The 21,479-nt window shown below is 65.4% G+C and carries 23 protein-coding genes; 7 read left to right on the top strand and 16 right to left on the bottom strand.

The window, feature by feature from the left end; translation table 11 throughout:
- Positions 1-6 precede the first annotated feature (6 nt).
- The 7 genes from rnhB to nirD form a co-directional block, all read right to left on the bottom strand.
- Complete coding sequence (gene rnhB, locus CJ028_RS17120) at positions 7-651, bottom strand: ribonuclease HII (protein ID WP_105036424.1); 645 nt, start codon at positions 649-651, stop codon at positions 7-9.
- Positions 651-1,433, bottom strand: a complete 783-nt coding sequence (gene lepB, locus CJ028_RS17115; protein ID WP_105036423.1) for a signal peptidase I — start codon at positions 1,431-1,433, stop codon at positions 651-653. Before lepB ends, rnhB begins: the two co-directional genes overlap by 1 nt.
- A gap of 80 nt (positions 1,434-1,513) precedes the next feature.
- On the bottom strand, positions 1,514-1,855 hold the full coding sequence (gene rplS, locus CJ028_RS17110) for a 50S ribosomal protein L19 (RefSeq protein ID WP_092341190.1): 342 nt from the start codon (positions 1,853-1,855) through the stop codon (positions 1,514-1,516).
- Positions 1,856-2,030: 175 nt separating this feature from the next.
- Positions 2,031-2,567 carry an MFS transporter gene (locus tag CJ028_RS17105; RefSeq protein ID WP_105036422.1) on the bottom strand — a complete coding sequence of 179 codons (537 nt, stop codon included), beginning with the start codon at positions 2,565-2,567 and terminating at the stop codon, positions 2,031-2,033.
- Between the two features lie 65 nt (positions 2,568-2,632).
- On the bottom strand, positions 2,633-3,379 hold the full coding sequence (gene trmD, locus CJ028_RS17100) for a tRNA (guanosine(37)-N1)-methyltransferase TrmD (protein ID WP_105036421.1): 747 nt from the start codon (positions 3,377-3,379) through the stop codon (positions 2,633-2,635).
- A 9-nt stretch (positions 3,380-3,388) separates the two neighbouring features.
- A complete protein-coding gene (locus tag CJ028_RS17095) occupies positions 3,389-4,171 on the bottom strand; it encodes a sirohydrochlorin chelatase (RefSeq protein WP_105036420.1) in 783 nt (260 codons plus the stop codon).
- On the bottom strand, positions 4,168-4,584 hold the full coding sequence (nirD, locus tag CJ028_RS17090) for a nitrite reductase small subunit NirD (RefSeq protein WP_240607389.1): 417 nt from the start codon (positions 4,582-4,584) through the stop codon (positions 4,168-4,170). The genes CJ028_RS17095 and nirD overlap by 4 nt, the downstream gene beginning before the upstream one ends.
- 268 nt (positions 4,585-4,852) lie before the next feature.
- Here nirD and nirB point away from each other — a divergent pair, with 268 nt between their 5' ends.
- The 3 genes from nirB to CJ028_RS17075 are packed head-to-tail and all read left to right on the top strand — an operon-like array spanning position 4,853 to position 9,598.
- Complete coding sequence (gene nirB, locus CJ028_RS17085) at positions 4,853-7,492, top strand: nitrite reductase large subunit NirB (RefSeq protein ID WP_105036914.1); 2,640 nt, start codon at positions 4,853-4,855, stop codon at positions 7,490-7,492.
- A gap of 4 nt (positions 7,493-7,496) precedes the next feature.
- Positions 7,497-8,336, top strand: a complete 840-nt coding sequence (cobA, locus tag CJ028_RS17080; RefSeq protein WP_240607387.1) for a uroporphyrinogen-III C-methyltransferase — start codon at positions 7,497-7,499, stop codon at positions 8,334-8,336.
- Positions 8,336-9,598 carry a uroporphyrinogen-III synthase gene (locus CJ028_RS17075; RefSeq protein ID WP_240607386.1) on the top strand — a complete coding sequence of 421 codons (1,263 nt, stop codon included), beginning with the start codon at positions 8,336-8,338 and terminating at the stop codon, positions 9,596-9,598. Before cobA ends, CJ028_RS17075 begins: the two co-directional genes overlap by 1 nt.
- Before the next feature lie 112 nt (positions 9,599-9,710).
- Here CJ028_RS17075 and rimM read toward each other — a convergent pair whose 3' ends face one another.
- The 3 genes from rimM to rpsP are packed head-to-tail and all read right to left on the bottom strand — an operon-like array spanning position 9,711 to position 11,058.
- Entirely contained in the window at positions 9,711-10,409 is a 699-nt protein-coding gene (gene rimM / locus CJ028_RS17070) for a ribosome maturation factor RimM (RefSeq protein ID WP_338064149.1), read from the bottom strand.
- Between the two features lie 4 nt (positions 10,410-10,413).
- Positions 10,414-10,650, bottom strand: coding sequence for an RNA-binding protein (locus tag CJ028_RS17065; RefSeq protein WP_035879344.1), 237 nt, complete (start codon positions 10,648-10,650; stop codon positions 10,414-10,416).
- Between the two features lie 3 nt (positions 10,651-10,653).
- Positions 10,654-11,058: a 30S ribosomal protein S16 gene (gene rpsP / locus CJ028_RS17060; RefSeq protein WP_092108903.1), complete on the bottom strand. Its 405-nt coding sequence runs from the start codon at positions 11,056-11,058 to the stop codon at positions 10,654-10,656.
- A 201-nt stretch (positions 11,059-11,259) separates the two neighbouring features.
- On the opposite strand from rpsP, the gene CJ028_RS17055 reads away from it, so the two are divergent.
- The 3 genes from CJ028_RS17055 (at position 11,260) to CJ028_RS17045 (ending at position 13,779) form a co-directional block, all read left to right on the top strand.
- Positions 11,260-12,396, top strand: coding sequence for a glutamate--cysteine ligase (locus CJ028_RS17055; protein ID WP_105036417.1), 1,137 nt, complete (start codon positions 11,260-11,262; stop codon positions 12,394-12,396).
- A 1-nt stretch (position 12,397) separates the two neighbouring features.
- Positions 12,398-12,802, top strand: a complete 405-nt coding sequence (locus CJ028_RS17050) for a DUF2256 and DUF3253 domain-containing protein (protein ID WP_105036416.1) — start codon at positions 12,398-12,400, stop codon at positions 12,800-12,802.
- A gap of 77 nt (positions 12,803-12,879) precedes the next feature.
- Positions 12,880-13,779, top strand: a complete 900-nt coding sequence (locus CJ028_RS17045; protein ID WP_105036415.1) for an NmrA family NAD(P)-binding protein — start codon at positions 12,880-12,882, stop codon at positions 13,777-13,779.
- A gap of 36 nt (positions 13,780-13,815) precedes the next feature.
- On the opposite strand, the gene CJ028_RS17040 is transcribed toward CJ028_RS17045, so the two are convergent.
- From CJ028_RS17040 to CJ028_RS17025, 4 genes are all read right to left on the bottom strand, one after another.
- Positions 13,816-14,634: an SDR family oxidoreductase gene (locus tag CJ028_RS17040; protein ID WP_105036414.1), complete on the bottom strand. Its 819-nt coding sequence runs from the start codon at positions 14,632-14,634 to the stop codon at positions 13,816-13,818.
- 147 nt (positions 14,635-14,781) lie between these two features.
- On the bottom strand, positions 14,782-15,570 hold the full coding sequence (locus CJ028_RS17035) for an LLM class F420-dependent oxidoreductase (RefSeq protein WP_105036413.1): 789 nt from the start codon (positions 15,568-15,570) through the stop codon (positions 14,782-14,784).
- A 298-nt stretch (positions 15,571-15,868) separates the two neighbouring features.
- The gene (gene ffh / locus CJ028_RS17030; protein WP_105036412.1) at positions 15,869-17,458 is read right to left on the bottom strand and encodes a signal recognition particle protein; all 1,590 of its coding nucleotides are present in this window, start codon (positions 17,456-17,458) and stop codon (positions 15,869-15,871) included.
- Positions 17,459-17,539: 81 nt separating this feature from the next.
- Positions 17,540-18,139 (bottom strand): TetR/AcrR family transcriptional regulator, encoded by a 600-nt coding sequence (locus CJ028_RS17025; RefSeq protein WP_105036411.1) that lies wholly within the window; start codon positions 18,137-18,139, stop codon positions 17,540-17,542.
- A 71-nt stretch (positions 18,140-18,210) separates the two neighbouring features.
- Between CJ028_RS17025 and CJ028_RS17020 the strand changes: the two genes are divergently transcribed.
- Positions 18,211-19,755 carry an MFS transporter gene (locus CJ028_RS17020; RefSeq protein WP_105036410.1) on the top strand — a complete coding sequence of 515 codons (1,545 nt, stop codon included), beginning with the start codon at positions 18,211-18,213 and terminating at the stop codon, positions 19,753-19,755.
- 95 nt (positions 19,756-19,850) lie between these two features.
- Here CJ028_RS17020 and CJ028_RS17015 read toward each other — a convergent pair whose 3' ends face one another.
- Together CJ028_RS17015 and ftsY are read right to left on the bottom strand one after the other, a co-directional pair.
- Entirely contained in the window at positions 19,851-20,354 is a 504-nt protein-coding gene (locus CJ028_RS17015; protein WP_105036409.1) for a DUF2004 domain-containing protein, read from the bottom strand.
- 22 nt (positions 20,355-20,376) lie between these two features.
- A complete protein-coding gene (gene ftsY / locus CJ028_RS17010; protein WP_105036408.1) occupies positions 20,377-21,252 on the bottom strand; it encodes a signal recognition particle-docking protein FtsY in 876 nt (291 codons plus the stop codon).
- Positions 21,253-21,479: the final 227 nt, after the last annotated feature.

Raw genomic sequence — 21,479 nt, 5'->3', positions numbered from 1 at the left:
CTCATCTTACGCTGAGATTTTGAGCCACGATTTGCGGTGTAAGGGGCTCGGCCCGAGCAGGTCGATCGCGCTCATGTGCGCGGCGCTGCCGTAGCCCTTGTTCGACGCCCAGCCGTAGCCGGGAGCGTCGTCGTGCGCGGCGATCATCAGGCGGTCGCGGTGCACCTTCGCGATAACGGATGCCGCCGCCACCGACCCGCAATCCCGATCGGCTTTGATCCGGGTCACGACGTTCAACGGGGTGGCCAACGCCTTGTTCAGCCAGTCGTCGCTGCCGTCGAGCAGCACGATGCTACCGGCCACGTCGACGCCCTGCCCGTACAAATCGGACAGGGCACGCTTACCGGCCAGCCCGAGGCAGGCGATGATGCCGAGCGCATCGACTTCGGCGGCCGAGGCTAGCCCGACGGCCGAGTGCGTCGCCCACGCCACGGCGAGCGGAGCGAGCAGTTCCCGGCGCGGTTCGCTGAGCATCTTCGAATCGCGCAGCCCTACCGGCATGGTCAAAACGGATGCGTTCACCGCGGCAAACCCCACGGCCACCGGACCGGCCAGGGCGCCGCGCCCCACCTCGTCACAGCCGATCACGAAGCGTGCACCGCGGTGCAGCAGGTCGAACTCCACCTCGAGGGTGGGGTCGGACACCGCCACTACTCGGAGCCCTTGTCGGCTTGTTCCACCTCGCGGAATACATCGGGGTAGTCATCGAGCCAGGCCCAGCGGGCCATGGGCCAGCTCACGACGAGGGCACGACCGACCACGTTCTCGATGGGAACGTAGCCCTTGCCCGCGGTGTCACCGTTGTACCTTGAATCCTTGGAGTTATACCGGTTGTCGCCCATCATCCAGAGCGCGTCAGCCGGGATGGTGACGTCGAAATCGTCTTTGGAGACCTTGGTGTCGCCGGCCGGCAGAAGCACGTAGGCAGACTCGTCGAGCGGAACGTCATTGACGCTCATCTGACCGAGAGCGTTGCAGCACACGACATGGTCGCCGGGCAGCCCGATAACACGCTTGATCAGGTGATCATTGCTGTCGGGCGCTGAGAGTCCCACGACAGACAGGAGCCAGTCGGCGCCGGCCACGATTGGGTTTTGTACCACCTCGGCTTGGGGTAGGAGCCATCCGCCCGGATCCTTGAACACGATGACGTCGCCGCGAGTGATCGGAATCAGCTCCGGTTCGAGCTGGTTCACGATGATGCGGTCGTTGATCTGCAGGGTGTTCTCCATCGACCCGGAGGGGATGTAGAACGACCGGATCAAGAAGGTCTTGATCAAGAACGAGATGAGCAGGGCAACCACGAAAATGATCAGGAGGTCGCGGATGAACAGTAAGACGCTGCGCTGCTTGCTGGGCGCCTTCTTACTGCGAGACTTCTTCGACCCTGTCACCCGATGATCGGACCTGGAGGCGAGCACTTCATCTGTCATTTAACCGCCTGAGCTCCCCATCAGTTTAGGTGATGGGGAGCTCAGGAAAGAATCCGGTTAGGTCTTAGTTGGCGCGAGAGTTAGCGCTTTTCCTTGATCTTGGCCTTCTTGCCACGCAGGTCGCGCAAGTAGTACAGCTTCGCGCGACGAACATCGCCGCGGGTCACGATCTCGATGTGGTCGATGACCGGGGAGTGCACCGGGAAGGTACGCTCGACGCCGATCTGAAAGCTGACCTTGCGAACGCAGAACGTTTCGCGCACGCCTTCGCCGGAGCGGCCGATGACGACTCCCTGGAAGACCTGGATACGAGAGCGGGTTCCCTCAATGATGTTGACGTGAACCTTGACGGTGTCGCCGGCACGGAAGTCAGGAAGATCTGTCTTCAGCGATGGGGCGTCTACCGCGTCGAGAATATGCATGTTGTTTCGCTCTCTGTACCCGCCACAGGTCGACTACGCTAGGTGCTTCATTCGAAGCAATCAGTATGAGGATGCGCGCCGCACAAAGCAGGTTCCCCTGTGGCAGAGTCCTGCAGCGGCACAATTTCCTATTGTGCCATGAACTGCGCCCGGCCGCAAAGCGGGGACCGGCCGGTTAGGGCCGGTCGCGCTTTTCTTCGATGATGATGGTCTCGGGGGTGCCGGGTCGGCCGAACGTTGCGCTGCGGCCTGGCAGTGGATGCCGCGGCCCGGCCGGTGAAGACTGACCCGGTGCAGACTGCCCGCGCGCCTGCTGCTCCATGAGGTCGACCACGGCGCGCATTCGCCGCCGGGCGGCGTCGAACAGCTCCCAGACGGCGAACCAGAACACGGCGAGCCCGCCGATGATGACGAGAACGCTGAGCCAACCGGCGGCATCCGTTGAAAAGGGGATGGCGATGATGAGCGCGTGCCAGAGGGCGAGCACGCCAACGTCGCCGTAGGAGACCGCCCGAGTTTCGCGCACTTCTTTACGGGCGTAGATGACGAGGGCCACCAAGAGCAGCCCGAGGCCGATGAGTACGGCTCCGAAGAAGATACCCAGCACCGCCCAAGCGCCCGATCCGAAGATCGCTGAGCCGACGAGAAGCCAGAGCGGCAGGGCTCCGGCGGCAATGAATTGCCAGTGGTAGAAGGCGCGGCGGATGATCACGGATTCAGTTTATCGACGGGGACTGACACTAACCTTGGCGTTCGCTGGAGGCTGAAGCTCGTGCTCTATATTGTGCGTGGCAACAAGTCGGGGCGTACCCGTTCGGTGCGTTCGATCTGCTGCTGGCGCCGCCAGATGCTGATAGCGCCGTGGTTGCCGCTGAGCAGCACCGGCGGCACATCGAGGCCGCGCCAGCTGGCCGGCTTGGTGTAGCTGGGGTATTCGAGCAGGCCGTCCTCGTGGGATTCCTCGACGAGGCTCAGGGGATTGCCGACCACACCCGGAATGAGACGACCGATCGCTTCGATCATGGCCATGACGGCAACCTCTCCCCCGTTGAGTACGTAGTCGCCGAGGCTGACCAGGCGCACCCGGCCGCGCTGCGAGTAGTGGTCGACCACACGCTGGTCGATGCCCTCGTAGCGGCCGCACCCGAAAATGAGGTGCTGTTCGAGGGACAGCTCGCGGGCCATTGCCTGGGTGAACTGGTCGCCGGCCGGTGACGGGAAGATGAGGATGGGGCCGTCGTCGGCAGCGATCGGCATCCCGGTGGTGGCTGGGTCGGTGGTGGCCGGGTCGGGGTCGGTGCCGAGGATGGCGTCGAGGGAGGCGCCCCAGGGCTCAGGCTTCATGACCATGCCGGCACCGCCGCCATACGGGGTGTCGTCGACCGAGTGGTGCCGGTCGTGGGTGTGATCGCGCAGGTTGTGCACGCCCAACTCGATCAATCCGCTCTGGCGGGCCTTGCCGAGCAGCGACAGGTCGAGCACATCGAAGAATTCGGGAAAAATGGTGACGATATCGATGCGCATGGTCAAATTCTAGAAGAGTCCGGCGCGCTCTTTCGCCTCCAGGTAGCGGTCGATGACCAGATCAACCAGCGGAGCAGGGGGCGTTTCCCCCGGTACGAGCAGTGGAGTGGTGACCCGTTCGGCGCCCACGCTCTGCGCTCGCGTCAGGTCGAAGAAAAATCCGGGTGCCATGAGATAGGTGCTGACAGTGACGTTGGAGCTCCGGAGGCGTGCCCCGGTCACGGCACAGGCCAGTCGCGGCGTGGCGGCCGAGAGAAAGCCCACGGTGACGCGCACATCGAGGCGCTGTTCCAGCAGGGCGCCGACCGTGCGGCAGTCGTGCACCGCGCGCGCGTCGCTCGAGCCGGCGGCAGCAAGCACGATCTCCTGGCCGCGTACCCGCTGATCGAACCCGTCGGCCACGAGGCGCTGCACGAGCACGTCAATGAGCCGTTCGTCCGGGCCGAGCGCCCGCGATACCGTCGTAACGCGGTCGTGCTCACGAGTCTCCCGCTGCAGGTCGACGTGCACGTGGTACCCGGCCGAGAGCAGCAGGGGCACCACGACAGCCGCACACTCCGGGCGAACCGCGCCGAGGCTCGCCGCCACATCAGGTTGTTGCACGTCGACGAAACCGCCGGTCACGGCCAGATCGGGGTGAGCGAAGGCGACTGCTTCGACCAGGGCGGTGATTGCAGCCTGGCCGTCAGCGGAGTTGGTACCGTGCGAGATGGCGACGAGCGCGGCGGGCACGGCACTCGACCGACCGGCACGCGGTCGTTCAGTTCTGGGCCGTTCGCCGAGCAGTGTCATGCCGCAGCGAGTAGTTCAGTCTCGACGGCGACCTCGATGTAGCCGCCGACCACACGGGTTTCGTAGGTGTTCAGCACGAGGGTGGGGTTGGTGAAGCATTCGCCGGTACCGAGGTCGTAGACCTCTTTGTGCAGCGGGGAAGCGATGGTGGGGCGGTCTCCCTTGGAACCGACGATGCCGCGGGCCATGACGTTGGCCTCGGTGTGCGGGTCGCGGTGGTCGACGGCGTAGATCTCGGTCGGCGAGAGCAGAAACAGTGCGATCTGCTTCATGCGAATGAGGGCTGCTTCACCCCAGCTGGGTTCCAGATCGGTCACGGCGCAGGCGCGCTCCCAGACCACTCTGGGGCGGGTCCGTTCAGCGTTCAGGCGGGTCTCATCCAGTGTCAGCGCCTGGTCTGTCATCGTCATCATGCACTCCCGGGGGTTCGTGTTGCGTTGGTCCCACGGTAGGCGAGCCATATTTCGGCCAGTCGCCCGCTATGTTTCCCCCGAGTGAAACCCGCCTCACAGCGGGAACGCCGCACTGTGGGGCTTTCGACCAGTACGGGACACACAAGCGACACGAGGGTGAAACTGCCCCGAACTACGCTCATAATCGCCCCGCTTTGAAAGGATGCTGATGCCAGCTTCTCGTGAAACCGCCTCCGCGTATTCTGCCCCAGACATCGCAGCATTCGATATGGATTCGACGCACGCCGTCACATCATTGAGCCCAGCGGATGCCGCCGGCACCGATTCAGACGCACCGCGTCGCGTCATCGTGATCGGTGGCGGCCCGGCCGCGCACCGCCTCACCGACGCCCTGCATTCCCGCGATACCGAGCACGCCCTCTCGATCACCGTGCTGGCCGAGGAGAACCACCGCCCCTACGACCGGGTGGCACTGAGCCAGCGGCTGGCCGGAATGATCGACCTCACTCTCGAGCCAACGGCGCCGTGGGACAGCGAGCGCATCGCGCTGCGCATCAACGAGCGGGCCACGAGCATCGACCGGGTCGCCCGCACGGTCACGACCGGGTCCGGAGCTGTGCTGGCGTACGACGACCTCGTGCTCGCCACCGGCTCCAGCGCCCCCGTACCGGAGCTGCCCGGCCGCGAACACATTCGGGTGTACCGCACCCTCGACGACGTCGATGCCCTCGTCGATGAACTCGCTGCTCTCACCGTCTCGCTCGGCCGCATCCCCAGGGTCGTCGTGGCCGGCGGCGGTCTGCTCGGCTTGGAAGCGGCTGGCGGGCTGCACAAGCTCGGCGCCGAGTCGGCCATCGTGCACTCCGGCGGCTGGCTCATGTCGGCCCAGCTCGACGAGGGCGGCGGACAGGCGCTCGGTCGGCTGATCGTGGCCCAAGGCATCGAACTGCACCTCGGCACCCGGGCCCGGACCATCCTCACGAACGACGACAACACCGCCGTGACCGGCCTGCAGCTCGGCAACGGCCGCGACATCGCCGCCGACCTGGTCGTCTACGCGATCGGCATCTCACCCCGCGACAAACTGGCCCGCTCAGCTGGACTCACCGTGGGCACCCGGGGCGGCGTCACGATCGGCAACGACTGCCGCACGAGCGACCCCCGCATCTGGGCGATCGGCGAGGTCGCCAGCTGGAACGGCCGCTGCGTCGGCCTGGTCGCTCCCGCCAACGCCATGGCCGAGGTCGTCGCCGATCGCTTGCTCGGCGGCATCGCCGAGTTCACGACCGTCGACGACGCCACCAAGCTCAAGCTGTCCGGCGTCGACGTTGCCAGCTTCGGCGACGCCCGGGCGACCACTCCTGGCTCGCTCGAGATCGTCTACGCCGACCCGGCCCGCGGGCTCTACCAGAAGCTCGTCATGACCAACGACGCCAAAACCCTGCTCGGCGGCATCTTCGTCGGCGACGCCACGCCGCACTCGGCGCTCCGCCCGATGGTGGGCCGCGAGCTCAGCAGTGAGCCCGCCGCCTACCTCTCCGCGGCCGGCGCCGAGGCTCCGGCCGGCGACGAACTCCCCGATGATGCCCTGGTCTGCTCCTGCAACATGGTCTCGGCCGGCGCCGTGCGGCAGGCCGTGCGCGGCGACGAGCACACTGTTGCCTGCACGGAACTGGGCGCGTTGAAGACCCGCACCCGGGCCGGCACTCAGTGCGGTTCGTGCGTGCCGCTGGTCAAAAAGATCCTCGAGGCCGAACTGACGGCATCCGGTCAAACCGTCTCGCACGCGCTGTGCGAGCATTTCGAACTGAGCCGCCAGAAACTATTCGAATCAGTTCGCGTGCTCGGACTCGTCTCGAGCGACGAGATCTTCTCCCGCTTCGGCGCGGGCCGCGGCTGCGATGTCTGCAAGCCCGCCGTCGGCTCCATTCTGGCCAGTCAGAACACCTCCTACATTCTGGATGCCGGCCGCGGCACCCTGCAGGACACCAACGACCGCGCCATGGCCAACATGCAGAAGGACGGCACCTACTCCGTGGTCCCTCGCATTCCGGGCGGGGAGATCACGCCGACCAAATTGGCCGTGATCGCGCAGGTCGCGCTGGATTTCGACCTCTATACCAAGATCACCGGCGGGCAGCGCATCGACCTGTTCGGCGCCCGCCTGGAACAGCTGCCCGATATCTGGCGCATCCTGGTGGACGCCGGGTTCGAGTCGGGGCAGGCCTACGGCAAGGCGCTGCGCAACGTGAAGTCCTGCGTCGGCTCCACCTGGTGCCGGTTCGGCGTGCAGGATGCCGTCGGCCTGGCGATTCGGTTGGAGCTGCGCTATCGCGGCCTGCGCGCTCCGCACAAGTTCAAGTTCGGGGTGTCGGGTTGCGCCCGGGAATGTGCAGAAGCCCGCGCGAAGGACGTGGGAATCATCGCGAGCGACAACGGCTGGAACATGTACGTCGGCGGTAACGGCGGTTTTCAACCCGCGCACGGGCAGCTGCTCGCGACCGACCTCGACGAGGAAACCCTGATCAGGTACATCGACCGCTACATGATGTATTACATCCGCACGGCCGATCGCATGCAGCGCACCGCCCGCTGGATGGAAGACGTGGAGGGCGGTCTCGAGCACGTGCGCGACGTCGTCATCAACGACTCGCTCGGTCTGGCCGAGGAGCTCGAACAGGCCATGCTGGCCCACGTCGACAACTACGAGGACGAGTGGGCCGCCACCCTCGCCGACCCGGAGCGCCTGCGCCGGTTCCGCTCCTTCGTGAATGCGCCGGCCGAACCCGACCCGAGCATCGCGCTCGTTACGGAGCGTGACCAAATACGACCGGCGACCCCGGCCGAACGAGCCTCGTCGAGTACTGTTCTACTAAGTGGAAGCCGCATTCCCGTTCGAAATGAGTAAGCAGATGACAGCCCAGAATTCCCGTACGGCTGGGTCAGTCAGCTCCAGTTCAGTCGTCTCCGGGCCCGTCACCGCAGGCCCCGTCACATTGGTGGGTGGCGGCCCCGGCGCCGCCGAGCTGCTGACCGTGGCCGCCGTGACCGCGCTCGCGCAAGCGGATGTCGTGTTGTTCGACCGCCTCGCGCCGAGCGACGACCTCGCTTCCCTCGCACCCCACGCGACGCTCATCGACGTCGGCAAGCGCGCCGGCAGCCACCCGGTGTCGCAAGCCGGAATCGAAGAGCTCATGGTCGAGCACGCGCTTGCCGGCAAACGCGTGGTGCGGCTAAAAGGCGGCGACCCCTACGTGTTCGGCCGCGGCAGCGAAGAAGTGCTCGCGTGCCATCGCAACGGCATTGCAGTGACCGTCGTCTCCGGCGTCACGAGCGCGATCGCGGTGCCGGCGGCGGCCGGGATTCCGCTGACCCACCGCGGCATCAGCCACGCGTTCACGGTGATCAGTGGCCACGCACCACTCACCGACAACGAACTCGAAGGACTCACCCTGCTCGGCAGCACAATCGTGGTACTGATGGGCGTCGGCACGTTGCCGACCCTCAGCCAGGGACTGCTCCGCCACGGCATGTCGGCGGAGATGGCCGTGGCCATTATCGAGCGCGGCTTCAGCAATACCCAGCGCACCACCGTAAGCACCCTGTCGGCGGTTCTGGCCGATGCCGCAGCGGCCGGCGTGCGTAGTCCCGCCGTTCTGGTCGTCGGCGAGGTCGTGCGTCTGGCCTTCAGCGGCGACGCCGCCGCCGAGGAACTCGTGGCCCGAGCGGCCGAGTTCGCGGGCACCGACTAATGACGGAAACCAACGATGTGACCGGGGGAAGCTCGGGCAGTGAGGCTGTGTCGGGAAGTGGGGCGGCGGCATCCGCTTCTCATCTGCCCGCACTCGATCTGCACGCACACCAGGTGCGCATGCCGGGAGCCGTCGAGCCGATCGAGGTCGCGGCACCGTTTCTGCAGCCGAACCAGCTCGAGGGTTTTCGTATCGGGGTGACGAGCGATCGCCGTTCGAGCGACCTGATTGACGCCTTCGAGCGGCGCGGCGCCCGCGTTGTGCACGCGCCGACCCTGCGCATCGCGCACTCGCAGCAGGACGGTCCGCTGCTCGATGACACCAGAACCCTGATCGCCGCGCGGCCCGATATTCTGCTCGCAACCACTGGCTACGGCGTGCGCCGCTGGTTCGAGGTGGCCGAGGCCGACGGTCTGGGCTCGGAACTGACCGACGCCCTGGCCGAGTCGACCATTCTGGTGCGCGGGCCGAAAGCGCGTGGCGGCATTCGCGCGACCGGGCTGGGTGACTCCGGAATGAGCGACTCGGAGACAACCGCGTCGCTCGTGGACAAGGTTCTGGCCGAGTACCCGCCCGGGCTCACGATCGGCATCCAGGTGCACGGTGCCACCGACGAGGTCCAGCTCGACCGGCTGCGTGCCGTGCACCAGCGCGTGCTGGTCGTGGCTCCCTACCGCTGGATCGCCATGGACGACACCGATGAGCGGGTCTACAAGCTCGTGGAGGCCATCTGCTCCCGGCAGTTGGACTGCGTTACGTTCACGAGCGCACCGGCCGTGCACGCCCTGTTCACCGCTGCGGAGGGAATGGATGTCTACCCCGAGCTGATTGCAGCGCTGCAGACCCAGGTGTGCGCGGCCTCCGTCGGCCCGGTGACCAGTGCGCCGCTGATTGCCGCGGGCATCGCGCCGATTCAACCGACCCGGTTTCGCATGGGCGCGTTGATCCGGTTGGTTTGCGAACACCTGGAACAGAACATGATCGAACGGGTCGAGACCCAGAACGGACTCGTGCAACTGCGCGGCTCCATCGTGCAGGTCAGCGACGAGCGCGTGCAGCTTCCACCGACGGCACTCGCGATTCTGCGTGCGCTCGTGCGGGCGCGCGGCGCCGTGGTCTCCCGCGAAGACCTGACACTCGCGCTGGCCGGCGACTCCGACGACCATGCCATGGAGGTCTCGCTGAGCCGGCTGCGGCAAACGCTCGGCGTGCCCGGGCTAGTCGCAACCGTGGTCAAGCGCGGCTACCGCCTGAACGTGTAGCGCTTCCGGTGACGCTGCTCTGCTCGCCTGTAGCTCGCGTTACGCGGGAGTTGCGTCAGTACGCGGGAGTTCGGGCGTGGCCAGAAGTCCCGCGCGCCGTGAAGCACGAAGGTTACGGGCGAGCGGATGCGTCGGCTTCGGCTTCTGGGGCTGTTTCGACAGCGGATGCTGCGGCATCCGTTTCAGAAGTAGGCGCAGCTTCGGCGTCAGCCGATTCGGCAGCAGGCTCAGCATCGGCCGGGTCCTCGGGCAGCTCCTCGAGCAGCCCGGGCGGCGGCGTGATCGTAACCAGGCCGTTTTTCACGTCAACGCTCGGCACGATGGCCTTCACGAACGGGATCATGACGTCGCCGGTCGGCGTCTTCACGATCAACAGGTCTTGTGCTGGCATGTGCTCGAGGCGACCGATGGTGCCGATGCGCACACCGTCACGCATGACGGCGAGGCCGACCAGCTGGTGGTCGTACCAGGCGTCTTCCTCATCCGACAGCTCGGCGACGTCCGCGTCGATCCAGAGGATCGCCTTTGCGAGCGTTTCGGCCGCGCTGCGGTCAACAATATCCTTGAAAAAACCGACCGCGTGCTGGTTGTACCAGCGCAGTTCGACGAGTTCGATCGTCTTGCCGTGCCAGGCCGAACCGGTCGGAACCTGCAGGGTGAACACGGCGCCCGGGACGAAACGTCGTCCCGGGTCATCCGTGAACAGTTCGAGCTTGATTGCTCCCTTGAGGCCGTGAGCCTTGGTCAGGCGCCCCACCCGTAATTGCTGGGTGCGGTCCTTCTCGCTATCGTCCACTGTCGCGTCGTTCACTGAACTAGAAATCGGTGTCGACGACGTCGACGCGTACGCGTCGACCATCGGCCAGAGCCGCAACGAGGGTGCGCAAGGCCTTGGCGGTGCGACCAGCACGACCAATGACCCGGCCGAGATCCTCGGGGTTCACACGAACCTCGAGCACCTCACCTCGCGGCGAATTCTTTTCTGCAACGTGCACATCGTCCGGGTGATCAACGATCCCCTTGACGAGGTGTTCGAGCGCGGGAGCAAGCAACAGTTACGCCTCTTCGGTTGCTTCGGCAGCAACCTCTTCTACCTTGGCGACCGGCTTCTCGGCCTTGGGCTTGAGAACCGGCTTCTTCTTCTCGTCGGCGACGAAAGCAGCCTTCGGTTCCTTCACCTTGACGGTGCTCTTGGCGTTCTTGTCGCCCTTGAAGATGCCCCAGTCGCCCGTGAGCTTGAGGAGTGCAGCAACCTGCTCGGTCGGCTGGGCGCCGACGCTGAGCCAGTACTGCGCACGCTCGGACTTAACCTCGATGACCGAGGGCTCCTCCGTGGGGTGGTAGATGCCGATTTCTTCGATGACACGACCGTCGCGCTTGGTGCGCGCGTCGGCAACGACGATGCGGTAGTACGGTGCACGGATCTTACCCATGCGCTTCAGACGGATTTTGACAGCCACAATTCTCCAGTGTTGATTCGGTGTTTGGCGAACCTTGGGCCGTGAGCGTGGGGGCACACTCGGCATAAGCTCTATAGGATCACGTTGCACCGAGATAGAGGGTCGGGCACAACGGATCGCGACTAATCATTGTGTCAGAGATTGCTCACATTGTGATAATCGAACCTCAACGGCTTTCACCGGCCCACCCAAGGAGCCCCCGTGCCACTCGAATTCGCCCGATCTGCCCGCTCCACCGTGGGCATCGAGTGGGAGGTCGCCCTCGTCGACCGCAACACCGGCGATCTGGTGTCGATCGCCGACGAGGTACTCGACGCCCTCTGCGGCCCGGACGGTTCGGCGCACCCCACCATCACCGGTGAACTCCTGCTCAATACGGTCGAGCTGGTGTCCGGCGTACACGACACCGTCGGCCACGCGGTAGCGGATGTCGCCAGCCAGCTCGGCGAGGTACGGCGCGTTCTGACCGACCGCGACGTGGATGTGATCTGTAGCGGCTCGCATCCGTTCGCCCAATGGTTCGACCAGACCATCACCGACAAGGCGCGCTACCACAAGCTCATCGACCGAACCCAGTGGTGGGGGCGCAACATGATGATCTGGGGCATTCACGTGCACGTGGGCATCGAGGACAAGGCCAAGGCCATTCCGATCATGAACGGCTTGCTGACCTACGTGCCGCATTTGCAGGCGCTCAGCGCGTCGAGCCCGTTTTGGGCCGGCGTCGACACCGGCTATGCCAGCAACCGTTCCCTCATGTTTCAGCAGCTGCCGACCGCCGGCCTGCCGTGGGATCTGCCCGACTGGGAGGCGTGGGAGCGCTACGTCGATGACATGGCGGTGACCGGCATCATCGAAGACGTCACCGAGGTGCGCTGGGACATCCGCCCATCACCGCGCTGGGGCACGATCGAGATTCGCGTCTGTGACGGCGTCTCGACCACCGTGGAGCTCGGCGCGATCGCCGCGTTCATCCAGTGCCTGGTCGAGTGGATGTCCACCCGCCTCGACGCGGGAGAAGACGTACCGCGCATGCAACCGTGGTTCGTGCGGGAAAACAAGTGGCGGGCGGCCCGGTACGGGCTGGACGCCGAGATTATCCTGGATGCGGCCGGCAACGAGTGCCTCGTAACGGATGACGTGCGTCGCCTCATCGAGACCCTCTCCCCCGTGGCCGAGCGGCTCGGCTGCCTGCCGGAGCTGCAGGGCCTCCACCGCATCATCGACGACGGCGGCAGCTATCAACGACAGCTCGCCGTGGCCGCGGCGAACGACGGCAGCCTGTCCGCGGTCGTTGCGGCGCTCAGCCACGAACTCGCGCAGGGGCTCGGCAGCTAGCATGGCGCACCGTCAACGGGCCGATGCGGCCCCTGCGGATGGCGGCCCGGAGAAGACCTGTGCGTCGTGTGGGCGCCGGATCGAGTGGCGGGCGAAGTGGGCGCGCGACTGGAATTCGGTGAAGTACTGTTCGGATTCGTGTCGTAACCGCGGGGTCACCGCAACCGATCTCCGGCTGGAAGAAGCGATCATCACGCTGCTCGCTGCCCGGACGCAGACCGCGACGATCTGTCCATCCGATGCGGCGAAGACGGTCGGCGGCGAGGAATGGCGCGATCTTATGGAACCGGCCAGACGAGCCGCCCGCCGCATGGTCGCCCGCGGTGAGCTGCAGATCACCCAGGGCGGCGCAGTGGTCGACCCATCGACCGCTCAGGGTCCAATTCGGCTGCGGCGGGCGCGCTAGGGGGCTGTCGATCCGGGCTGTGCGAGCGATCACGCCAGATAACATTTGGGTGAGGCAGCAACACGAGAGGTTTTCGAATGGCGAACGATCTAATCCTGGTGACTGGTGCGACCGGCAACGTCGGTCGCGTCGTGGTGGAACGGCTGCTCGCCGCCGGGCTCAGGGTACGGGCCGCGGGCCGTTCTACCGAATCTGTGGCCCGGATTTTCGGTGATCGGGTCGAGGCCGTCGCCCTCGACTTCACTGACAAGGCCACCTGGCCGGCCACATTCGCGGGCATCCAGCGGATGTTTTTGCTGCGGCCGCCGCATCTGGGCAAACCGAAGAAGCAGATGATTCCCGCTCTCGAGTTCGCGCAGCAATCTGGTGTGGAGCAGATGGTCTTTCTCTCGCTGCAGGGCGCCGAAAAGAACAAGGTCGTACCGCACGCCGCCATTGAGGCCTGGCTTCGTACCTCGGGGGTCGCCTGGACGTTCGTGCGCGCCTCGTTCTTTGACCAAAATCTCTCCACCACCCACCTGACCGACATTCGTGATCGCGACGAGATCGTCGTTCCGGCCGGGCGGGGCGCGACCGCATTCGTCGACGCGGAAGATATCGCAGCGATTGCCGCGGTCGCCCTGCTCGACCCGTCAGCCCACGCCGACACCGCCTATACCGTGACGGGAAGTGAGGCACTCACCTACCAGCAGGTTGCCCAGATCTTGACGGCCGAACTCGGCCGCCCCATTCGGTATGCACGGCCCGGCATCGTGCGCTACCTCCGACACGCACGCCGCACCCTCGGCATGCCGTGGGGCATGGTTTTGGTCACTGCTGCGATCTACACCACTGCCCGTCTCGGCATGGCGGCCGAGCTCACAGACACGGTGCGCACGGTCCTCGGCCGCGAACCCATTCGCTTCGCCGAATTCGCCCACCGCGAGCGCGCGGTCTGGAATCCCACACAGACGTCAGCCGACCTGCCCTCGACCTGACGATCCCGCTTCTGGTCGGCTACCTCGCCTGAAGACTCAGTTGCCGTGTGCCTCGATCGAAACCGGCTGCCATTCGTTCCACGTCGCCAGTCGTGACTCGTAGTCCTTCGTCGCGATGCCCAGGGGTGCCTTGCCGAAGAAGATACGCAGTGGCGGTTTCTGTGCATCGACGACCTTGAGGATCGCGCCCCGGGTGGCCTTCGGGTCACCGGGATCGTTTGCGGAGGGACGGCTCGCCGCTGCCTGTCGCACATCGGCGTACTCCGCCATCTCCTCGCTCCGCGAGGCGGAGGGACCCGACCAATCGGTCGAGAAGCCACCGGGTTCCACCAGCGTCACGTGGATACCGAAGCCTGCAACCTCCTGTGAGAGTGACTGCGAAAAGCCCTCGAGTGCCCACTTCGACGCATGGTAGATACCGACGGTGGGAAAGGCGCTGATACCGCCGATACTCGATACCTGGATGATGTGACCCGAACCCTGCTTTCGCATGACGGGCACCGCCGCTTGGGTGATCCAGAGCGCGCCGAACAGGTTCGTCTCGATTTGCGCTCGGGCCTCGCCTTCGGTCAATTCCTCGACCATGCCGAAATGACCGTACCCAGCGTTATTGACGACGATATCGAGCTGACCGAAGTGCTCGGCCGCCCTCTGCACGGCCGCGAAATCCGCATCCCGGTCCGTGACGTCGAGCCGAATCGGCAAAAAGGTATCCGGATACTTCTCAACGAGAGCATCGAGAGTATCCAGCTTTCGTGCGGTGCCTGCGACGCTGTCGCCACGCTCTAGCGCAGCTTCCGTCCACTCGCGGCCAAAGCCCTTGGACGCGCCAGTAATGAACCAGGTCTTGCTCATGGGTAAGTTCCTCTCAATGGATGACCGACACGGGAAACGTTCGACTCTCGCGCCCTGACCGCTCTAACTCTGGCGAACCTACTACGCGATCGCTGCGGTGGCGACCGGTCGCCGTCCCTCAGCATGTGGCTGCGGGGCCGAATTGAATCAGGCGTTTTTGCTGTCGCGCCAAGCCAGCCAGTCGATGGCTTTGCCCAGGTCGTAGTCCGGCCCGGTGATTCCGACGGTGAACAGGCGGGTACCGAGGTCGTAGAGTGCGTCCGCGTCAGCGATGGTACGCCCGCGAAGCTCGGTCGAGATTTCGATCTCGGCGATATCCCGGCCGACCTCGTCGCACCAGGCGCCGAGCACACCGAGCTTGTGCTCGAGTACTTCTGGGTTGGAGAACGAGTGCCAGATGTCGGCGTGCTGGGCGACGATGCGCAGCGTTTTCTTCTCGCCGCCGCCGCCGATGAGTACCGGGATGTCGCGGGTCGGCGGCGGGTTCAGCTTGGCCCAGCGGGCCTCGATGCGGTTCAGGCTGTCGTCGAGGGCGTTCAGCCGGGTGCCGGGGGTGCCGAACTCGTAGCCGTACTCCTGGTAGTCGCGCTCGAACCAGCCGGCGCCGGTTCCGAAGATGAAGCGTCCGCCGCTGATGTGGTCGATCGTGCGGGCCATGTCAGCCTGCAGATCGGCGTTGCGGTAGCTGTTGCAGTTGACCAGGGCCCCGAATTCGATTGTCGTGGTCTGCTCGGCCCAGGCGGCGAGGATGGTCCACGATTCGAAGTGCAGGCCGTCGGGCTCTCCGCTGAGCGGAAAGAAGTGGTCCCAGTTGAATGCGACGTCGAAGCCTCGCGCCTCGACCTCGGTGAGCGTGTCCCGAATCTTGGAGTACTCGGCGTGCTGCGGAGCGATCTGCACGCCGATGCGCACATTCTGGTTCATCGTTGAAGTCATACAACCAGCCTAGAGCCGCGCCGCGACCGAGAACTGGACGTGTTCAGAACGCGGGTTCCCAGCACGCACGCGCCGGGCCCACCTTATGAACACGGGCCCAGTCTATAAACTGGGCCCGTGGACGGGGCCTGGGCCCCGTCCACAAAATAGCCTTGGGCACCCGCGCAGAGGCTCAGCGCCTGTCCACCGCTCGAGCTGGGTCCGGGCCCACCTTATGAACACGGGCCCAGCCTATAAACTGGGCCCGTGGACGGGGCCTGGGCCCCGTCCACAAAATGGCCCGGCGCAGGTTGGCGAACTAGCGGCCGAGCATTTTCTGCAGTGCGGCCATTTCTTCTTCGGTGGGGCCGCCGGCCTTGCCCTTGCCGGGCTGGGCGCCGGAGCCGAGGCCGAACCCGGAGCCAGCGGCATCCGCTGACGCCGTCTCACTCACGGGCTTGACGCCCGAGGCGATCGCGGCGTTCTCGGCGGCACGCTTAGCCGGATTACCCGACTTGGAGCCCTTCTTCTTGGCCACCTGCTTGGGCTTGCCGCCGTAGCCGGCGCCGGGGATCGGGCCCATCCCTGGAATGTTGGGCATGCCGCCCTTGGCGACGGTCTTCATCATCTTGGCGGCCTGCTCGAAGCGCTGCACGAGCTGGTTGACCTCGGTGACGCTCGAGCCTGAGCCCCTGGCGATGCGCAGGCGGCGGGATCCGTTGAGCAGTTTCGGCGTGGTGCGCTCGAGCTTGGTCATCGACTGGATGATGGCCTCGGTGCGCACGATCTCGCGCTCGTCGAAGTTCTCGAGCTGGGCCTTCATGGCGCCGGCGCCGGGCAACATGCTCATCATCTTCTTGATCGAGCCCATGTTGCGCAGCTGCTGCATCTGGCCGAGGAAGTCGTCAAGGGTGAAGGTGTCGGTCGCGAACTTCTCGGCGACCTTGCGGGCCTCGTCTTCGTCGAACGCACCCTGCGCCTGCTCGATCAGGGTGAGGATGTCACCGAGGTCGAGGATGCGGCCGGCCATGCGGTCGGGGTGGAACGGCTCGAAGTCGTCGAGCCCTTCACCGGTGGAGGCGAACATGATCGGTCGCCCCGTCAGCGAAGCGACCGAGAGAGCCGCGCCACCGCGGGCGTCGCCGTCGAGCTTCGTGAGCACCACGCCGGTGAAGTCAACGCCATCCTGGAAGGCCTTCGCCGTGGCGACGGCGTCCTGGCCGATCATGGCGTCGATGACGAAGAGCACCTCGTCGGGATCGATCGCCTTGCGGATGTTGGCGGCCTGCTTCATGAGCTCGGCGTCGACGCCGAGGCGGCCAGCAGTGTCGACGATGACGACGTCGTGCACCTTCTGCAGGGCATACTTCACGCCGTCGCGAGCGACCTTGACCGGGTCGCCGACGCCGTTGCCGGGCTCGGGCGCGTAGACGGCGACGCCGGCCTGCTTCGCGACGACCTCGAGCTGGGTGACCGCGTTGGGGCGCTGCAGGTCGGCGGCGACGAGCAATGGCGTGTGGCCGTCTTTGGCGAGCCACTTGGCGAGCTTGCCGGCGAGGGTGGTCTTACCGGCACCCTGTAGTCCAGCGAGCATAATGATGGTCGGCGGCTTCTTGGCGAACTCCAGCCGGCGCTGCTGGCCGCCGAGAATGGTGATGAGTTCGTCGTTGACGATCTGCACGACCTGCTGGGCCGGGTTCAGCGCCTTGCTGACCTCGTCACCCAGGGCGCGCTCCCGTACCTTGCCGGTGAAGTCCTTGACGACCTCGAGGGCGACGTCGGCGTCGAGCAGCGCTCGGCGAATCTCGCGGACGGTACCGTCGACATCCGCTGCGCTGAGCTTGCCCTTGGTGCGGAGGTTTTTGAACGTCTCGGCAAGACGATCTGAGAGGTTTCCAAAAGTTGCCATGATGCGTTTAGTTTAACCGGTGGCCGCCGCTACTTCGAAACGGATGCGGCGGCGCGCCCGTTGTGTCGATTCGGGCGGGCGTCAGTTGATCACGGGCGGTGCGCTCGGTGCGATCAGCCGTTCGACCGCACGGATGACATTGGCACGTCGGGCTGCTATCGCCACCGAGTCGGAACCGCCGCCGTTCGTCAGTACCACGCCGGGCTCGTGCACCCAGGCGGAAGCAACGCCGAAGACGAGCGTCATGAGCTGCGCCGGCTCCCACGATGCGTCGACCCGGCCGGCGGCCTGGGCCAAACGGATGCGGCGCACCTGTTCGTCTCGATAACCCAGCATGACTTCCAGGGCCGGCAGCCAGGTACCGTCGGTCTCGAGACGCGCCCAGTCAATCATGCGCAGATGGTCGCCGTGCTGCATGGCGTGGTCGAACAAGGCTCCAGCGAAGGCCGGTACGTCGTGGTCGGTAAGCACAGCGTCACTCGAAAACTCGCGCAGATTGAGCTCCAAAACCTCGAGGAAGAGGTGCTTCTTGTCGGAGTAGTAGGCGTAGAGGCGTTCCTTGCTGGCCGACGCAGTCTTGGCGATGCGGTCGATGCGCGCTCCGGCGAGGCCGTAAGCGGCGAATTCTGCGCGCGCAGCCTCGAGAATCCGGGTCTGTGGGTCTGCTCCGTTGCGTGCCATACCCCTAACTATAGCCAACAATTCACGTAAAACGAACTAGTTCGTTTGGTTTTGCCGATAAGGTTGCAGCTATGTCGACCCAGCCTCGCAGTACCGTTCCGCCCGAATCAGTCAACACGATTGAACTCCAGGCCACGCCGCCCTCGTCCGCGGGCGCGGCATCCGCTTCGCTGAAGGACGCGGCCAACCCGCGCCGCTGGTGGCTGCTCGCCATTGTCGCGCTCGCCCAGCTCACCGTCGTGCTCGACGGGACCATTGTGAATATCGCGCTTCCGCAGGCGCAGATCGCGCTCGGCATGAGCGACGGCGACCGCACCTGGGTCGTCACCCTCTACTCGCTCGTGTTCGGGGCGCTGCTGCTGCTCGGCGGGCGCATCGCTGACTTCTGGGGGCGTGAGCGCTCCTTCATCGTGGGGATGGCCGGGTTCGCCATCGCGTCAGCCCTTGGTGGCGCCGCGCAGAGCACCTGGGAACTCCTGGCTGCCCGTGGACTGCAAGGGTTGTTCGCCGCTTTGCTCGCTCCGGCTTCGCTGGCCCTACTCACCGTGAACTTTCCCGGCGGCAAGGACCGGATCAAGGCTTTCGCTGTCTACGGAGCAATCGCCGGCGGCGGCGCGGCCGTCGGCCTCATTCTCGGCGGGGTGCTGACCGAATACGCGAGCTGGCGCTGGTGCCTCTACGTGAACGTGCCGATCGCCGTCGTCGCCATTGCGGCTGCCCTTCCGGTGATCCGGGAAAGTAAGGCAAACGGCAACACTCGGTACGACGTGCCGGGGGCTATTCTCGTGGCGTTCGGACTCGGATCCCTGGTCTTCGGCTTCGCCCAGGCCGAAAATGGCTGGGCCAGCTGGCCCGTGCTCATCTGTCTCCCACTCGGACTGGTGCTGCTGACACTGTTCGTGTTTGTGGAGAGTCGGTCCAATCATCCGCTGTTGCCGTTACGCATTATCGTCAACAAGGTGCGCGGCGGGGCCTTTCTGACCGCTTTGCTTTCCGGCGCTGCCCTGCTCGGCGGGCTGCTGTTTCTCACGCTCTACTTTCAGATCGTGTTGGGCTACACGCCGATTCAGTCCGGCCTCGCCTCACTGCCGATGACCGCGACGATCATGATCGGTGCGGGTGTACTGTCGAAGTTTCTGGCGCGTACCGGCGTGCGCATTCCGATGACCGTCGGACCGGTCGTCGGCGCAGCCGGCCTGCTCTGGCTGACTCAGATCACGGTGGGCGGAAACTATGCCTTCGAGGTGCTTCCGGGGCTGATTCTGCTCGGAACGGGTCTCGCCCTGATCTTCGTGCCACTGCAAAACGTGGCCCTGTCGGGCATCGCCGAGCATGACGCCGGCGCGGCGAGCGCTGCGGTGACGGCCATGCAGCAGATCGGCGGATCACTCGGAACCGCGTTGTTCACCGCGCTCTATACAGCCGCCGTAAGTTCATATCTGGTCGGAAAGGTACCTTCACAGGCCGCACAGTTCGGCGCGCTCGTCAGCGGCTACCAGTCCGCTTTTCTGTGGGCGGCCATCATCATCTTCGCGGCGGCGCCCATTGCATTCTTCCTGGTACGCCCGCGCAAGCAAGACCTGCTCGGCGCGGGGGCTGCGGTGCACCCGGGGTAGCCGGGCACGCTTCCCGCGCACGCTCCCGGCCCACCTTATGACCACGGGCCCAGTTTATAAGCTGGGCCCGGGGACGGGGCCCGGGCCCCGTCCAATTAGCTGTCTAGGGCCACTAGGACCGTGTCGCCGTGCACGTCGATCGTCACGACCAGCAGGCCGTCGGTATCGTCGGGGCTGATGGCATATTCGAGCACGGCGAAGTGCGCCTCGTTACCGGCGTGATGCGGGTGAAAGCCGATGCGCTGCAGGCGCAGCGAGCGCAGAAAGTCGATCTGCTGGTCGCCGGAATCCCAGATGATAGCGTTCTCGATCGCCTCCTGGTCCATCTCTTCAAGCTGCTCGGCGATGTACTGGCTCGTCACCGACACCTCGGCCGACAGGTCGGCCACGAGCGACTCCCTCACCTGCGAGTCCAAATCCTCCATCGAGCCGATCATGGCCGCAGCGATGTCGAGCGCCTCGGCGGTCACCGAATCTTCATCGGGCGAGCTGAGATCGATCTCGACGCTCTGGTCGCCGAGCTCGGCCGAATCCGACCAGTAGACCTCGCCCTCGTCTTCGTCGCCGAGAATTCCGAAGAAATCGTGTTCGATGCTCATAGTGCTCCTCTAAAATTCTTCATCAGCCGACGAGTTTCTGCGCGAATACGTGCGGGGTGAAACCGGTGAGGTCGTTGATACCCTCACCCTGCCCGACCAGTTTGATCGGAATGCCGGTCTTCTCCTGCACGGCCAGCACGAAACCGCCGCGCGCCGAACCGTCGAGCTTGGTCAGCACCAGGCCGGTCACCCCGGCGTGTTCGATGAACGCTTCGGCCTGGGCGAGCCCGTTCTGGCCGGTCGTGGCGTCGAGTACGAGCAGCACCTCGGCGATCGGCCCCTGCTTCTCGACGACCCGGCGAATCTTGGTGAGCTCGTCCATCAGGCCACCCTTGGTCTGCAGCCGCCCGGCGGTGTCGATGAGCACGATCTCGATGCCCTCGTTCTTCGCCTTCTCGACCGTTTGAAAGGCGACAGATGCCGGATCCTGGCCGGTCATTTGCGGCTTCACGATTTGCGCCCCTGCGCGTTCGGCCCAGGTCGACAGTTGTTCCACCGCCCCGGCCCGGAATGTGTCGGCCGCGCCGATCACGACGCTACGCCCGTAAGTATTGAGAAACTTCGCGAACTTGCCGATCGTCGTGGTCTTTCCGACGCCATTGACGCCGACGACGAGCACGACCGCGGGTCGCTCGGACAGTGTGAGGGTGGAGTCGAGTACGGATAGCCGCTCTTCGATGCCTTCGCGGAGCATCCGCTGCAGGTCGGCGGGGTCGGTCGTGTTGTATTTGGCCACCTTGGCGCGCAGGTCGGCGATGACCGCTTCGGTGACATTCGGGCCAAAATCCGCCTGCAGCAGGGCGTCCTCGAGGTCGTCCCAGGTGTCGGCGTCGATGGTCTTCTTCGCGAACATTCCGCGCAGTGCGCCGGAGAGGGACCAGGGGGTGCGTTCAGCCATGTCCCTAGCCTACGGGGGGTGTCGCCGCCTTGCGCGCGGAGAGCGGCGCCGGCCGCCATCACTCATGCCTCGACCGCGGCCGGCGCTGACTCAGCGGATGCCCAGCGCCGGTCTGCGCGAGCGACCCGTCGGCCGATCTATTTGGTGATCGCGAACCAACGAAAGTGCCGACGCAACCTCTGTGACGCCGCATGACAGTGTGTGACAGCACATGACCTCCGCACTGC

The organism is Cryobacterium aureum (assembly GCF_002954245.1).
GTDB classification, from domain to species: Bacteria; Actinomycetota; Actinomycetes; order Actinomycetales; family Microbacteriaceae; genus Cryobacterium; species Cryobacterium aureum.
The sequence above is the reverse complement of the archived record's forward strand: the minus strand, read 5'-3'. Positions and strand labels throughout refer to the sequence as shown.

Excerpts from the sequence above, each read along its gene's own strand:
- ftsY (WP_105036408.1), bottom strand. The coding sequence starts at position 21,252 with ATGGCTGAACGCACCCCCTGGTCCCTCTCCGGCGCACTGCGCGGAATG.
- CJ028_RS17035 (WP_105036413.1), bottom strand. The coding sequence starts at position 15,570 with ATGACTTCAACGATGAACCAGAATGTGCGCATCGGCGTGCAGATCGCT.
- rplS (WP_092341190.1), bottom strand. The coding sequence starts at position 1,855 with ATGCATATTCTCGACGCGGTAGACGCCCCATCGCTGAAGACAGATCTT.
- CJ028_RS17095 (WP_105036420.1), bottom strand. The coding sequence starts at position 4,171 with ATGACACTGCTCGGCGAACGGCCCAGAACTGAACGACCGCGTGCCGGT.
- CJ028_RS17075 (WP_240607386.1), top strand. The coding sequence starts at position 8,336 with ATGACGGAAACCAACGATGTGACCGGGGGAAGCTCGGGCAGTGAGGCT.
- cobA (WP_240607387.1), top strand. The coding sequence starts at position 7,497 with ATGACAGCCCAGAATTCCCGTACGGCTGGGTCAGTCAGCTCCAGTTCA.
- ffh (WP_105036412.1), bottom strand. The coding sequence starts at position 17,458 with ATGGCAACTTTTGGAAACCTCTCAGATCGTCTTGCCGAGACGTTCAAA.
- CJ028_RS17050 (WP_105036416.1), top strand. The coding sequence starts at position 12,398 with ATGGCGCACCGTCAACGGGCCGATGCGGCCCCTGCGGATGGCGGCCCG.
- nirD (WP_240607389.1), bottom strand. The coding sequence starts at position 4,584 with ATGATGACGATGACAGACCAGGCGCTGACACTGGATGAGACCCGCCTG.
- CJ028_RS17020 (WP_105036410.1), top strand. The coding sequence starts at position 18,211 with ATGTCGACCCAGCCTCGCAGTACCGTTCCGCCCGAATCAGTCAACACG.
- CJ028_RS17040 (WP_105036414.1), bottom strand. The coding sequence starts at position 14,634 with ATGAGCAAGACCTGGTTCATTACTGGCGCGTCCAAGGGCTTTGGCCGC.
- trmD (WP_105036421.1), bottom strand. The coding sequence starts at position 3,379 with ATGCGCATCGATATCGTCACCATTTTTCCCGAATTCTTCGATGTGCTC.
- CJ028_RS17045 (WP_105036415.1), top strand. The coding sequence starts at position 12,880 with ATGGCGAACGATCTAATCCTGGTGACTGGTGCGACCGGCAACGTCGGT.
- nirB (WP_105036914.1), top strand. The coding sequence starts at position 4,853 with ATGGATTCGACGCACGCCGTCACATCATTGAGCCCAGCGGATGCCGCC.
- CJ028_RS17015 (WP_105036409.1), bottom strand. The coding sequence starts at position 20,354 with ATGAGCATCGAACACGATTTCTTCGGAATTCTCGGCGACGAAGACGAG.
- lepB (WP_105036423.1), bottom strand. The coding sequence starts at position 1,433 with ATGACAGATGAAGTGCTCGCCTCCAGGTCCGATCATCGGGTGACAGGG.
- CJ028_RS17025 (WP_105036411.1), bottom strand. The coding sequence starts at position 18,139 with ATGGCACGCAACGGAGCAGACCCACAGACCCGGATTCTCGAGGCTGCG.